Raw genomic sequence first — 14,067 nt, forward strand, 5'->3', positions numbered from 1 at the left:
TGCAGTTCGGGCCCTTAGACGATTACCTCGCGCGCAACCTGTCCGGTGGCCCCGAAGACGCGGCGGTAGCGCTCGATCTCGGATTGCGGGCCCATTGCCTTGTTGGGGTTATCCGACAGCTTGACCGTAGGGTGACCATTGGCCGAGATCGCCTTGCAAACAAGGCTGAAAGGCTCGAGCCGGCCATCGGGTTCGAAGCCGCGGAAATCATTGGTCAAGAGCGTGCCCCAGCCGAAGCTGCATTTGACCCGCCCATGGAACTGCGCATGCAGCGCCTTGATCTCTTCGACATCCAGCCCGTCGGAGAAGATCACCAGTTTCTCGCGCGGATCCTCGCCACGCGCTTCCCACCATTTGATCGCTTTCTCCGCCAGGGGCGCTGGATCGCCGCTATCGATACGGATACCGGTCCAGCCGGCGAGCCAGTCGGGCGCGTCATTGAGGAATCCTTCGGTGCCATAGGTGTCGGGCAGGATGATGCGCAGATTGCCTTCATGCTCCTCGTGCCAGTCGGCCAACACCTTGTAGGGCGCTTGCTTGAGCGCCTCGTCATTCTCGGCCAGCGCGGCATAGACCATCGGCAATTCATGCGCATTGGTGCCCACGGCCTCGATATCGCGGCGCATGGCGATCAGGCAGTTGGAGGTGCCGGTAAAGGCCCCGCCATTGGCGCTATCACCCAAGCCCTCCAGCATTGCCTGCACGCACCAGTCCTGCCAGAGGTGGCTATGGCGGCGGCGGGTGCCGAAATCGGCGATCTTGAGGCCCTCGAGCTCTTTGAGGACGTTGATCTTTTCCCAGATGCGGGTCATCGCGCGGGCATAGAGCACCTGCAGCTCGAAGCGGCGCATCTGGTTAACTACCGCGCGCGAGCGCAGCTCCATCAGGATGGCAAGGGCAGGGATCTCCCAAAGCATGACCTCATGCCATTTGCCTTCGAAGGTCAGCTCGTATTGACCATCCTTCACCTGCAAATCGTATTCGGGCAGCTGGTAGTTATCGAACCACTCCATGAAATCGGAGCGGAACATCTGGCGTTTGCCATAGAAGGTATTGCCGCGCAGCCATGTGCTTTCCCCGCGCGAGAGCTTCAGCGAGCGGGCATAATCGAGCTGCATCCGCAGGACATTCTCGTCGATCATCTCGGCCAGACGGATATCCTTGGAGCGGTTGATCAGCGAGAACTGCACCACCGTATCGGGGCTGTTGCGGAAGATCGACTGGCACATCAGGAGTTTATAGAAATCGGTATCGATCAGCGAGCGGATGATCGGATCGATCTTCCACTTGTGGTTATAGACGCGTGTCGCGATGTCGACCATGGCTGGCCCCTCCCTCTCGTTGCGGGGACTAAACCTATAAATCAGGCACTTGGCAAGGGCAGAGCCCTTGTCTTCTCCGCTCAGATAAGGCGGATGCCGGCCGCGTCCATCTTGGTCAGTGCCGCCTCGAGCGACCCGTCCAGATCGATGCCACGGCAGGCAGAGCGTTTGACAGCAACCTTATAGCCCAGCTTCACCGCATCGAGTGCGGACCACGCCACACAGAAATCGAGCGCGAGACCGCAGAAGGTGAGATCCGTCACACCGCGCTCGCGCAGATAGCCATGCAGCCCCGTGGGCGTGGTCTGGTCATTCTCGAAGAAGGCCGAATAGCTGTCGATTGCGGGGCGGAATCCCTTGCGCAGCACCAGATCGGCGGGATCTGTCGCCAGTTCGGGGTGGAAGGCCGCTCCGTCTGTCCCCTGCACACAGTGGTCCGGCCAGAGCACCTGCGGACCGTAGGGCATCTGGGTGAGGGAATAGGGATCGGCCCCGTGGTTCGAGGCAAAGGATTGATGGTCGGCCGGATGCCAGTCCTGCGTCAGCACTGTCACCTCATGGCGGCCCATCAGCGCATTGATCTCGCCCACGATCAGGTTGCCCTCGGCCACAGCGAGCTTTCCGCCCGGACAGAAATCGTTCTGCATGTCGATGACGATAAGGGCGGTGGTCATGGGCAGCTCCTGTTGTAACGGGCTCACGCTAGGCGGGCAACGAGGAAGGGTCAACCGACGACGCAAAGCTGTGGCGGGAATGCCGATTATATCGGACTTGCCTGACGGGCACCCGAAGCAGTAAACGCAGGCCCATGTATATCGTAGCCGCACTCTACCACTTCACCCGATTCGATGATCTGGCCGCTATCCGCGGCCCGCTCCTGGCGCTTGCGCAGGAGGCTGGCGTCAAGGGCACGCTTTTGCTGGCGCATGAGGGGATCAATGGCACCATTGCAGGCCCGCGTGAAGGGATCGATGCAGTGCTGGCCCATGTGCGCGCCTTGCCCGGTTGTGCCGGCCTCGATTGGAAGGAAAGCACGGCCGAGGACGAGCCCTTCCTGCGCATGAAGGTGAAGCTGAAGAAAGAGATCGTGACGATGGGCCAGCCGGATGTGGATCCGACGGCCTCTGTGGGCAATTATTGCACGCCCGAGGAGTGGAACGAGCTTATTCAGGCCCCCGATGTGGTAGTGATCGATACGCGTAACGATTACGAGGTCGATATCGGCACGTTCAAGGGGGCCGTGGACCCCAAGACCAAGACCTTCCGCGATTTCCCGAAATGGTGGGAAGAGAACCGTGAGCGCTTCCACAACAAGCGCGTGGCGATGTTTTGCACCGGCGGTATCCGCTGCGAGAAATCCACCAACTACCTGATCGGGCAGGGTGTGGAGGATGTCTATCACCTCAAGGGCGGCATCCTGAAATATCTCGAGGAGATGCCCAAGGAAGAGAGCCTCTGGGAAGGGGATTGTTTTGTCTTTGACGGGCGTGTGGCGCTGACCCACGGGCTCGAGCAGGGCAAGCACCGCGAGGTCTGCCATGCCTGCCGCCGTCCGCTGGCCCCCGAGGACAGGCAGCGCCCTGAATTCGAGCAGGGTGTGCAGTGCCATCATTGCGTGGGCGAATATTCCGAGGAAGACCGCGCCCGTTTCCGCGAGCGCGAGCATCAGATCCAGCTGGCGAAAGCCCGTGGCGAGCGTCATATCGGGCGTGATGAGACGGGTGTGATGTAACCTCGCGTTTAGGATGCGTTTGCAGGGTTGCAAATCGGCGTGGCTCGGGTAGTTTAGAATTATTCTAAACTTGAGGGCCGCGCCTATGTTTTCCTTCCTTGGCAACCGCCGCCGTTTTTCCGATCTCAACGAACAGGAAATCCTCGCATTGGCGATTTCGTCCGAGGAGGATGATGCGCGGATCTACCGCCAGTTCGCCGAGCATCTGCGTGCCGAATTTCCGTCCTCCGCCAAGGTCTTCGACGGTATGGCGCTGGAGGAGGACGAGCATCGCCGCCGCCTGATCGAGGCACATCAGGCCCGCTTCGGCGATGTCATTCCCTTGGTGCGGCGCGAGTTTGTGGCGGGGTTCTATGCCCGCAAGCCGGTCTGGATGGCCGAGACCATGTCGCTCGAGGCTATGCGGGGGGAAGCCGCCGCGATGGAACGTCAGGCCGAACGGTTCTATGTGGCGGCGGCCGCACGCGCGACCGATGCCGCGACCCGCAAGCTTCTGGGTGATCTGGCCGCGGCCGAGGCGGGCCATGAGGCGACTGCCGAACATCTGATGGAAGAGCACCTCACGCCGGATGCCCGCGAGGAAGAGGACCGCGCGGCGCATCGTCAATTCGTGCTGACATGGGTGCAGCCCGGTCTTGCGGGGCTGATGGATGGCTCGGTCTCGACGCTGGCGCCGATCTTTGCCACGGCCTTTGCCACCCAGGACCCCAAGACCACGCTGCTGGTGGGGCTTGCTGCCTCGGTAGGCGCGGGGATCTCGATGGGCTTCACGGAGGCCGCCCATGATGACGGGGTGATCTCGGGCCGTGGTTCGCCGCTGAAACGTGGTCTCGCCTCGGGGGTGATGACCGCGCTGGGCGGGCTCGGCCATGCGCTGCCCTATCTCATCCCCGATTTCTGGACGGCGACGATCATCGCGATGGTGGTGGTGTTCGTCGAACTCTGGGCCATCGCATGGATCCAGAACCGCTATATGGAAACCCCCTTCCTGCGTGCGGTCTTCCAGGTCGTGCTGGGCGGGGCGCTGGTCTTTGCCGCGGGCGTGTTGATCGGCGGCGGTTGAGAGCGCTGCAAAAACGAGCAGTGCGGGGCTATTTGAGCACGCTCACGGAGCCCGCGCTGGCCCTTTCGAAAAAGCCGTGCTAGCGGATTTTCCATGTTCGATATCTTCCTGCAATTGCTTCCGTTTTTTGCCCTGATCGCGCTTGGCTGGTTTGCCGGTAAGGTCGGGTTCTTCCCGCCTGCCGCCACGGCCTATCTCACGAAGTTTATCTTCTTCTTCCCGCTCTCCGCGATGCTGTTCGATTTCACCTCCGGTCTGGAGATCAGCCATGTGTTTCAGGGCCGTTTCATGGCGGCCTATTTCACCGGCTCGCTCTGTATCTGGCTGATGGCTTTTGCGGTGGCCAAGTTCCGTGGCGAGGCCACGGATATGTCGGCGATGGAAGCCCAGACGGCAATGATCGGCAATACCGGCTTTCTGGGTGTGCCGATGCTGGCCGCTGTGCTCGGCCCGCAGGCGGTGGCGCCGATCATCATGGTGCTTTGCGTCGATCTTATCGTGTTCTCGGTGCTGTTCACGGTGGTCCTGAGCGCCGCCCGCACAGGACGGGTGGCAGTCGCGCCGATTGCCTTGGGGATCGTGAAGAATCCGATGATCGGCTCAATGGCGCTGGGGCTCCTGTGGTCGGCTTGCGGCATTCCCATGCCGGCATGGCTGTCGGAGACGGTCAAGATGCTGGCCGCTGCCGCCACGCCCGGCGCGCTTTTTGCTATCGGCGCGAGCCTTGCGGCGCTGACGCTCAACCGGCTGGGGCCGGCTTCGTGGCTTTCGGTCTGCAAACTGTCACTCCATCCGGGCATCGTCGCGCTTTCGGCGTTTTTCGTCTATGGTGTCGACCGGTTCGATGCGGGGGTGATGGTGGCCACCGCGTCCTTGCCTGTCGCGGGAAATGTCTACATGCTGGCGCAGAACTACAATGTCGGCGCGCCACGGGTCTCTGCGGCGATCTTCGTGTCGACTGCCGCCAGTATTCTAACGCTGCCAGTCATCCTGCACTGGATCCAATAACGAGAGGGCATCATGCGCATTATTTCCGAAAACCGCTGCTTCGAGGGCGTTCAGGGCGTCTATGCGCATGATGCCAAGTCCACCGGCACCGAGATGACCTTTGGTCTGTTCCTGCCCGAAGAGGCCGAGGATGGCCCCGTGCCGCTTCTGTGGTATCTCTCGGGGCTGACCTGCACCCATGAGAACGCGATGACCAAAGCGGGCGCGCAGGCATGGGCGGCGGAGCATGGTGTGGGGCTTGTCTTCCCCGATACCTCGCCGCGCGGCGAGGGCGTGGCCAATGACGAGGCCTATGATCTGGGGCAGGGCGCGGGCTTCTATGTGAACGCGACGCAAGACCCTTGGGCCAAGCATTTCCGCATGTGGGATTATGTCGCCGAGGAGCTTCCCGCGCTGCTGATGTCGGAATTTGCCATCGACCCCGATCGCCAGTCGGTCACCGGCCATTCGATGGGCGGGCATGGGGCGCTGACCATGGCGATGCGCCTGCCGGGCCGCTTCCGCTCGGTTTCGGCCTTTGCGCCCATCGCGCAGCCCACCCAGAGCGACTGGGGCCGCAAGCAGCTGGGCGCCTATCTCGGCGCGGATGAGGGCGCGTGGCTCGAGCATGACAGTACCCATCTGATGACGGAGCTGGGCTTTGACGGCCCTGTTCTGGTGGATCAGGGCGCCTCCGACCAGTTCCTCGATCTGCTGCGCCCCGAGGCGCTGGCGGGTGCCATGATGGGGCGCCGTCAGGAAGGCACCTTCCGTATGCAGAAGGGCTATGACCACAGCTATTTCTTCGTCCAGAGTCTCATGGCCGATCATCTGGCCTTCCATGCCGAGGCACTGTGGAAATGATCGAAGCCGTTGTTTTCGACATCGGGAACGTGCTTCTCGAATGGCAGCCCGAGCGGCATTTCGACACGTTCATGGACGCCCAAGACCGCAAGCGTCTGTTTGCGGAGGTCGATCTGCATGCGATGAATGATGCAGTCGACAAGGGCGGCAACCTTCCCGATCTCTGCGCGGCGCTGGCGGAGGCGCATCCCGAATGGCGCGAGCAGATCCTGCGCTGGAATGCCGACTGGCTACAGATGGCCTCGCCCGCAATCCCGCATTCTGTACGGCTCCTGCGGGCGCTCAGGGCCAAGGGCATTCCGGTCTTCGCGCTGTCGAATTTCGGAATCGGAACCTTCGCGATGGCCGAGGGCAAATACGATTTCCTGCAGGAGTTCGATCGCCGCTATATTTCCGGCCACATGGGCGTGATCAAGCCCGATCCCGAGATCTACCGGATGCTCGAGGCGGATTGTGGCGTGGCCCCCGAGGCGCTTCTCTTTGCCGATGACCGCGCCGATAATATCAAGGCTGCTGAAGCGCGCGGGTGGAAGGGGCATCTCTTCACTACGCCAGAGGCTTGGGCCGACAGGCTGGTGGCCGAAGGGCTTTTGACACCCGAAGAGGCGATCTAACGCGAAACGGCACCCGAAAGGGTGCCGCCCGTCATTTGCAGCACTGCTCTGGCTCAGGCGCGTTTGGCCACCGAGATGTTCAGCATCTCCAAGACCTTCGCCTCGATCTGCACGGCATTCATCCCCGCCACCTCATACATCTTCTCGGGCGAGGCGTGGTTGATGAAATCATCGGGCAGCACCATCGAGCGCAGCTTGAAGCCACGGTCGAACACGCCCTCTTCCATCAGGAAATTCTGCACATGGCTGGCAAAGCCGCCAATCGCACCTTCCTCGATGGTCAGGATCGCCTCATGCTCGGCCACAAGGCGCAGGATAAGATCCTTGTCCAAGGGTTTGCAGAAGCGGGCATCAGCCACGGTCGGTTGGATGCCGCGCGCGCGCAGTGCCTCGGTGGCCTTCAGCACCTCCGAAAGGCGCGCGCCATAGCTGAGGATGGCGACCTGCGCGCCCTCTTGGAGGATGCGGCCTTTCCCGATCTCCAGCGGCACGCCCTGCTGCGGCATATCCACGCCCATACCCTCGCCACGCGGGTAGCGGAAGGCCGAGGGGCGGTCGTTGATGGCCGCAGCGGTCGCCACCATATGCACCAGCTCCGCCTCGTCACCCGCCGCCATCACCACGAAGTCGGGGAGGTTGGCGAGGAAGGCTGTATCAAAGGCGCCCGCATGGGTCGCGCCATCGGCGCCCACGAGCCCCGCACGGTCGATGGCAAAGCGCACCGGTAGTTTCTGGATTGCCACATCATGCACGATCTGGTCATAGCCGCGCTGCAGGAAGGTCGAATAGATCGCGCAGAACGGCTTCATCCCCGAGGCGGCAAGCCCCGCCGAGAAGGTCACGGCATGCTGTTCGGCAATGCCCACATCGAACATCCGGCGCGGGTGATGCGCCCCGAATTCCTTCAGCCCCGTGCCATCGGGCATCGCCGCTGTCACGCCCACGATCGTGCCGTCGCGATTGGCCTCGGAGATCAGCGCCTCGGCGAAAACCTTGGTGTAGGAAGGAGCGTTCGAGGGCGCCTTCTTCTGTTCGCCCGTGGCGAGGTTGAACTTGGCCGTCGCATGGCCGCCATCGGGGCGGCTCTCGGCGGGGGCATAGCCCTTGCCCTTCTTGGTCAGCGCATGGATCAGCACCGGTCCGCGGGCGCGCGCCTTCAGCGTGCGCAGAAGCGGCAGCAGGCTCTCCAGATCATGCCCGTCCACGGGGCCGACATAGGTGAATCCCAGTTCCTCGAACAGGGTGCCGCCCATGGCCATGCCCTTGAGCATTTCCTTGGCGCGTTTCGCCCCTTCCTTGAACGGTTCGGGCAGGAAGGTTCGGGCCGCGCCCTTGGCGACCTCCTTGAGATCCTGGAACGGGCTCTCGGAATAGAGCCGCGTCAGATAGGTCGAGAGCGCACCCACGGGCGGCGCGATCGACATCTCGTTATCATTGAGCACCACAAACACGCGGTTCTTCAGGTGGCCGCCGTGGTTGAGCGCCTCGAAGGCCATACCGCCGGTCAGGGCACCATCACCGATCACTGCGATCGCGTCGCCGGTTTCGGCCCCCAGCTCGCGTGCCGCCGAGAACCCCACCGCCGCCGAGATCGAGGTCGAGCTGTGGCCCGCCCCGAACGGGTCATAGGCGCTTTCCGAGCGTTTGGTAAAGCCCGACAGCCCGTCCTCCATCCGCAGGGTGCGGATACGGTCGCGGCGTCCGGTCAGGATCTTGTGCGGGTAGCACTGGTGGCCCACGTCCCAGACGATCTTGTCGCGCGGGGCGTCAAACACGGCATGTAACGCCACGGTCAGCTCCACCACGCCTAGACCCGCGCCCAGATGGCCGCCGGTTTCGGACACGGCGGCAATGGTTTCACGGCGCAACTCGCCCGCCAGCTGGATCAGTTCGCGGTCGCTCAGGCCCTTCATATCGGCGGGCAGGCGTACACGGTCCAGAATCGGCGTGCTCGAAGTTTGGGTCTGCGGGAGGTCGCTCATCTTTGGCTATCCGCTTTCGTCAGTGTTTGCGCGCAATGGTGAAGCGCGCGAGGTCTCGCAATATGTCGGCACGTTCGCCATAGGGCTCGAGGGCCGCAATCGCCTGCTCGCACAACTCGCCGGCGCGGGCTTTCGCGCCTTCGAGCCCCAGAAGCGAGACGAATGTGGCCTTTCCGGCCTCGGCATCCTTATGCAGACGCTTGCCGGTCAGATCCTCGTTGCCTTCCACATCCAAGATGTCATCGGCAATCTGGAAAGCAAGGCCCAAAGCCTCTGCATAGGCGGCAAGTGGCGCAGGATCTTGGTCCGCAATCACGGCCCCCGCACGCGCGGCAAAGCCGATCAGCGCGCCGGTTTTGCCTTCCTGCAGCTTGGTGATCTGTTCAAGCGTCAGTGGGGTGGCGGCGGTTTCCGCGGCGATGTCGAGCGCCTGACCATAGACCATACCTTCCGCACCCGAGGCGCGGGCCAGATCGGCCACCAGCGCCAGACGGGCAGGGGCCTCGCCAAGGGCCGCATCGGTCAGCAACTCGAAGGCCATCGTCTGCAGCGCGTCTCCGGCCAGGGCAGCGGTCGCCTCGTCCCATTGCACATGGACGGTGGGCATGCCGCGGCGCAGGTCGTCATTATCCATGCAGGGCATGTCGTCATGCACGAGGCTATAGGCATGCAGCGCCTCGACGGCACAGGCCGCAGGCATCGCCTGCTCGGCCGGAATGTCGAAAATCGCGGCGCCTTCCAGCACCAGGAAGGCGCGCAGCCGCTTGCCGCCCTGTAACGCGTAATGCATGGCGTCACGCAACTGGCCCGCGGGATATTGCGCCACACGCGCATCAAGCGCGGTCTGCACCGACGCCTGGGCTTCACTCAAACGGGTCTTGAACATTTACAGCCCTTCGGTCGGCACCGTGCCGGTGGGGGTGCCGTCGGCGGCCAGCGTGATCTTCTCGACGCGCTCCTCGGCGGCTTTCAGGAGGGTCGCACAACGCTCTTTCAGCGCCGCCCCGCGTTCGTAAAGCGCAATCGACTGGTCCAGAGGCACATCGCCCCGGTCGAGCTGGTTCACGACCTGCTCGAATTCCTTCATCGCTTCCTCGAAGCTCATCGTCGAAACGTCGCGCATCTGATCCGTCATCGCCCACTCCTTCGTTGAGGCTTGGGATGCCACCAAATGCGGCTTTGGTCCAGCCCTGTTCACGAGAAAGACATGAGGACGGGGCCGTAAAACGCAAAACCCCGCCTGTGGCAAGCCATGGCGGGGAAGCAACTTGAAGGGCCGTCTTAAGAAAGACGACCCTCGAGTTCTAAGGAGATGGTCCGGTTAGGGGTCTGAAGACGATCCAAATCGGAGCCCACCCAGGGTTCAAATTGCCTTAGGGATTGCCCTCAGGCCTCGGCCCCCCTGAATGTCCCGATACCTCTCTCCAATATCACTCTAGACACTGGATCACCTCCTTTCATTGCGTTACCGATACCTCAAAGGTGGCATAGATTTGGTTTATGACAAGTTAATTCTTGCGGATTGAGGTGATAGTTTCGTGACGGCTGCCCGAAACGGCAGCAGTGCGATTAAAGATAAGGCAAACTTTAGCGAACTATCTGCAATTGCAAGCGAAACCCAGAGCGGTGCCAGCGGTCCAAAGCCCAGAACGGGCACGGCGTCATTGGCCCAGGACACGTCATCGGCAGGCCAGATGAAGCTGAGCTGGGTCGCAAAGGCGATCGAGAAGAAGATCGTGGTATCGAGCACGGATCCGACCAGCGAGGAGACCAGCGGCGCACGCCACCAGCGGCCCTCGCGGAGGCGGTCGAAGATGGCGACATCCATCATCTGCGCCACAAGGAAGGCGGTGCCCGAGCCAATGGCCACGCGCACCGAGACGAGCGGGCCGAACTGGCCTTCGATCTGGCTGCCGACCAGCGAGCAGATAACGCCCGTCACGAAACCGGCCAGCACGACGCGGCGCGCCATGGCGGGGCCATAGAACCGGTTCATCAGGTCGGTGACGAGGAAGGCGAAGGGATAGGTGATCGCGCCCCAGGTGAGCCAATCACCCAGGAGGAATTGCACGAGAATATTGGAGGCCACCACGATGATGGCCATGGCGATGACGCCGGGCAGGAAGTGTTTCATAGGTTCTGGCCGTTTTTACATGGTAGCGGAGACATGGTCCGATGCATCGGACGACAGGCGCGGATAACGCCGCGCCGCCCCTCCGGTCAAGTAAAAAAGGCGAAAACGCTATTTCGGCAGCCGGTATTCGACGATCTCGGTCCGTTGCAGGATCTTGCGGAAATTGTCATCCGAGATCATCGTCAACCGGATAAATCCCGCTGCGTCGCGCCAGACCGAAAGCCCTTCGAGATTGTCGTGGTGGCCGGCGGTCGTCTGGAGAAGCACCTCGCCACCGCTGAGTTTGCCGTTTTTCACGTCAAATACCTGCACACGGGTCAGGAAGCCCAACAGCCCCCAGAAATCGCGCTCGAGCAGATAAAGCCGGCCATCCGGCCCGAAATCGGCACCGACGGCTTGCCATTCACCCTCGCGCGGGATGGAAAACGGGCGGCTCCAGCGGTTGTTTTTCAGCTCGAAGACCGGAAAGGCCAGACCCGAGCGGCCCGAGCGTTCGGGCAGGGTGTAGAGCGCTCCGCTCTGGTCTACGGCCAGCGCCTCGAGCGAGGCATTGGCCTGCATATTCTTGAATTCGACTGCGCGGGGCAGCTTGCCTGCCCGACTGGAGCCCTTGGCATAATGATCGACCCGCGGCAGGTCGCCCTCGAAGGACACATAGACCCCGCCATCGGGCGCCAGTGCCAGCCCCTCGGAATCACCGCGCGATACGGTCATCTCGCGGTCGCGGTAATCATGCAGGGTGATCGGGTTCTCTGTCGGGGCGACGGCCGTGATCCGGCCTTGCGCATCGCGGGTGATATGGGCGCGCCACAGGCTCGTGCGGTCCGACAACGTGACCAGATCATTGCCATCATCGCTCAGTTCCAGCCCCGAGAAGCCGCCGAATTGCGGGTGGTCCACATGCCATAGATAGCTTTGCAGAAACTCGGCAGGGCCGGTCGCCTGCGCCATGGCCTGTAAGCCGAAGCACAGTGCAATCATCGTGAATACTAAGGTTCTCATTGGGCGTTCAGCACGTTCCGGCATTGGGCGGGAAGATCCGCCATCACATAGGTTTTGGCCGTGCGCTTGGGCGGGCCCGAGGGCTCTTGCGGTGCGGCGGGTTTGGTCGGGTTCAGTGCTTCGGTGACCCACCAGTTGAGCGTCTCGTCACAGCCGTCACCGCCCTTGGACAGCTCGGCCACGCTGGGCGTCTGTTTCTCGCAGGCGCCGGCACCGGGCGGACATTTCAGCCGCACATGGAAATGCGTGTTATGGCCCCAATAGGGGCGGATCTTCTGGAGCCATGCGCGGTCACCGCGCGGCGCGGCATTGCACATCGCGATCTTGGCAGCCGCCGCCACGAAGATGCGATCCACACGCGGATCCTTGGCTGTCATCTCCATCAGCGCCATATGGGCGGGCGTCCAGTTGGCGTTGATGCGGGTCTGGTCGGCCGTGCGGATGGAGACCGAGGAGATCTTCTCGCGTTCGCTCCGGCTCAGGTCCAGCCGCTTGGGTGGCAGCATCCAGATATCGGCATCCAGCCCTGTCTGGTGGCTGGCATGACCGCCGGTCATCGGGCCGCCACGCGGCTGGGCGATATCGCCGATATAGAGCCCCGCCCAACCGGGGAGGGTGGCGGCCTGACGTGACAGGTCCTGCAGGAAGGCCAGCGTTTCGGGCTGGCCATAATTGCGATTGCGCGAGAGCCGCATCACCTGCCATGTCGGGCCGCTTTCGGGCATGGCCACCATGCCGGCCGCACAGCCTTTGGAATAGAAGCCTACCGCTGATGGGGCTTGCGCGGAGGGCGCCCTTTCCGCCCCGAAAAGCTGGCGTGCCAGTGGCTCTGCCTCGGCCAGAGACGACAAGGCCAGACAGGCGCTCAGAGTGGCGATCACGATACGGGGTAGGGCCAAGGGCGGGTTCCTCTTGTCACATGCGGGGGGCGCAGGATTGCGGGGATCTGACCCAGCCTAGCAGGAGAAGCCCCGCCACGAAAAGCACTAAGACGGGGGTGATGCCCCATGACTGGCTGTCTGTCGCCGATGTCACCAGCCCGATGGAGAGCGGCGCGAGGAAGGCGGTGGCCTTGCCCGAAAGTGCGTAGATGCCGAAATATTCGGTGATCCGGTCGGGGGGAGACTGGTGGACCATCATCACGCGGCTGGCCGATTGCAGCGCTCCGCCCGCGCCACCGATGACGCAGCCCAGCACGAAGAAGGCGATGTCGGGTGCGGAGCTGCCTTCGGTTACAGCCATGCCGAAGACGGATGTGGGCGTGATGGTGATGATGCCGATCACCGCAGCGATCAGGGCCAGCAGGCAGACGGTGATAACCGTTTTCGAGCCGAACCCGTCATCGGCCCGACCGCCCGCCCATGCAAACACCGCCCCCGCGATGATCGACAGGAGGCCGAAGATGCCAATCTGGGTGATTGACCAGCCGAGCACCCCTGCCGCATAGAGCCCGCCAAAGACGTAGACACCGTTGAGCGCATCGCGATAGAGCATCGAGGAGACCAGCCATGCCGCGAGGCTCGGGCGTGCGGGCAGCGACACCAGCGTGGCGCGCAGCGCAGGCCAGCCCTGCGCCATGGCCGCGCGGATCGGCAGCGCATCGGGTTTGGGGCGGTCCTTGACCCAGAGGAAAAACGGGATCATGAAGACCGCATACCAGAGCGCGGTCAAGGGCCCCACGATGCGGGTATCGGCACGGGTGGCGACATCCAGCCCGAGCAGCGGAGCGATCCCGATCATGGTCCGTCCCGTCGCGGGATTGGCCTGGAACAGCGTCAGCATGAGGATCAGCGCGATCAGCCCCCCCACATAGCCGAAGGCCCAGCCCGAGCCCGAGATCCGGCCCAGACAGCTGCGGGGACCAAGCTCGGGCAGATAGGCATTGGTAAAGGTGGTGGCAAATTCCATCCCGATCAGCCCGATCGCAAAGCTCGCCAGCACGAAGATCAGGCTGTAATCGCCCGGAATGGCCCACCACAGGCCCGCAGCCCCCAGCACATACATTGCCGAGAACAGCCACAGGAAGCGCCGCTTGGCGCCGCTGCGGTCGGCGATCGCGCCGAGGAAAGGCGAGGCCAGCGCGATGATCACGCCTGCCGCGCCGATCCCGTAGCCCCAGACCGCCTGCGCCGCACTCCCGTCGCCCATCAGCGTCTTCATATAGGGGCCGAAGATGAAGGTCAGCAGGAGCGTGTTATAGGGCTGGCTCGCCCAGTCGAAGAAATACCATCCCCAAAGGGTCTTGCGATCGCTCATCAGGGACTCTCCTTCTGTTGACCGAAGGATAAGCCCGAAAGCCCACGCCCGTGCAAGCACTTCAAGCCCCGAAATTAACGCTAAAATCGCGATCACTTGCATGCGTTGCAA

Annotated in this window: 14 protein-coding genes; 5 read left to right on the forward strand and 9 right to left on the reverse strand. The window is 62.7% G+C overall.

Annotated features, from left to right (window positions below):
* Positions 1 to 14: 14 nt before the first annotated feature.
* Positions 15 to 1,322 (reverse strand): nicotinate phosphoribosyltransferase, encoded by a 1,308-nt coding sequence (pncB, locus tag VSX56_RS02845; RefSeq protein WP_350934712.1) that lies wholly within the window; start codon positions 1,320 to 1,322, stop codon positions 15 to 17.
* An 80-nt stretch (positions 1,323 to 1,402) separates the two neighbouring features.
* The gene (gene pncA, locus VSX56_RS02850) at positions 1,403 to 1,996 is read right to left on the reverse strand and encodes a bifunctional nicotinamidase/pyrazinamidase (protein WP_339113688.1); all 594 of its coding nucleotides are present in this window, start codon (positions 1,994 to 1,996) and stop codon (positions 1,403 to 1,405) included.
* 134 nt (positions 1,997 to 2,130) lie between these two features.
* Between pncA and trhO the strand changes: the two genes are divergently transcribed.
* The 5 genes from trhO (at position 2,131) to VSX56_RS02875 (ending at position 6,582) form a co-directional block, all read left to right on the forward strand.
* Positions 2,131 to 3,054 carry an oxygen-dependent tRNA uridine(34) hydroxylase TrhO gene (gene trhO, locus VSX56_RS02855; RefSeq protein ID WP_350934715.1) on the forward strand — a complete coding sequence of 308 codons (924 nt, stop codon included), beginning with the start codon at positions 2,131 to 2,133 and terminating at the stop codon, positions 3,052 to 3,054.
* Positions 3,055 to 3,139: 85 nt separating this feature from the next.
* The gene (gene mbfA, locus VSX56_RS02860; protein WP_339113686.1) at positions 3,140 to 4,117 is read left to right on the forward strand and encodes an iron exporter MbfA; all 978 of its coding nucleotides are present in this window, start codon (positions 3,140 to 3,142) and stop codon (positions 4,115 to 4,117) included.
* 93 nt (positions 4,118 to 4,210) lie between these two features.
* Positions 4,211 to 5,125, forward strand: a complete 915-nt coding sequence (locus VSX56_RS02865) for an AEC family transporter (protein ID WP_339113685.1) — start codon at positions 4,211 to 4,213, stop codon at positions 5,123 to 5,125.
* Between the two features lie 12 nt (positions 5,126 to 5,137).
* A complete protein-coding gene (gene fghA / locus VSX56_RS02870; protein ID WP_339113684.1) occupies positions 5,138 to 5,968 on the forward strand; it encodes an S-formylglutathione hydrolase in 831 nt (276 codons plus the stop codon).
* Positions 5,965 to 6,582 carry an HAD family hydrolase gene (locus tag VSX56_RS02875; protein ID WP_350934718.1) on the forward strand — a complete coding sequence of 206 codons (618 nt, stop codon included), beginning with the start codon at positions 5,965 to 5,967 and terminating at the stop codon, positions 6,580 to 6,582. The genes fghA and VSX56_RS02875 overlap by 4 nt, the downstream gene beginning before the upstream one ends.
* Before the next feature lie 53 nt (positions 6,583 to 6,635).
* Here VSX56_RS02875 and dxs read toward each other — a convergent pair whose 3' ends face one another.
* From dxs to VSX56_RS02910, 7 genes are all read right to left on the reverse strand, one after another.
* Positions 6,636 to 8,564: a 1-deoxy-D-xylulose-5-phosphate synthase gene (gene dxs / locus VSX56_RS02880; protein WP_350934720.1), complete on the reverse strand. Its 1,929-nt coding sequence runs from the start codon at positions 8,562 to 8,564 to the stop codon at positions 6,636 to 6,638.
* Positions 8,565 to 8,583: 19 nt separating this feature from the next.
* A complete protein-coding gene (locus tag VSX56_RS02885; protein ID WP_350934722.1) occupies positions 8,584 to 9,450 on the reverse strand; it encodes a polyprenyl synthetase family protein in 867 nt (288 codons plus the stop codon).
* A complete protein-coding gene (locus VSX56_RS02890; RefSeq protein WP_339113680.1) occupies positions 9,451 to 9,699 on the reverse strand; it encodes an exodeoxyribonuclease VII small subunit in 249 nt (82 codons plus the stop codon).
* 363 nt (positions 9,700 to 10,062) lie between these two features.
* Positions 10,063 to 10,698, reverse strand: a complete 636-nt coding sequence (locus VSX56_RS02895) for a queuosine precursor transporter (protein ID WP_339113679.1) — start codon at positions 10,696 to 10,698, stop codon at positions 10,063 to 10,065.
* Between the two features lie 108 nt (positions 10,699 to 10,806).
* On the reverse strand, positions 10,807 to 11,700 hold the full coding sequence (locus tag VSX56_RS02900; RefSeq protein ID WP_339113678.1) for an esterase-like activity of phytase family protein: 894 nt from the start codon (positions 11,698 to 11,700) through the stop codon (positions 10,807 to 10,809).
* The gene (gene mepA, locus VSX56_RS02905; protein WP_350934725.1) at positions 11,697 to 12,599 is read right to left on the reverse strand and encodes a penicillin-insensitive murein endopeptidase; all 903 of its coding nucleotides are present in this window, start codon (positions 12,597 to 12,599) and stop codon (positions 11,697 to 11,699) included. Before mepA ends, VSX56_RS02900 begins: the two co-directional genes overlap by 4 nt.
* Positions 12,600 to 12,615: 16 nt before the next feature.
* Positions 12,616 to 13,956, reverse strand: a complete 1,341-nt coding sequence (locus VSX56_RS02910; protein ID WP_350934727.1) for an MFS transporter — start codon at positions 13,954 to 13,956, stop codon at positions 12,616 to 12,618.
* Between the last annotated feature and the right edge of the window lie 111 nt (positions 13,957 to 14,067).

It is taken from the genome of Thioclava kandeliae, assembly GCF_040297545.1.
Taxonomy (GTDB): domain Bacteria; phylum Pseudomonadota; class Alphaproteobacteria; order Rhodobacterales; family Rhodobacteraceae; genus Thioclava; species Thioclava kandeliae.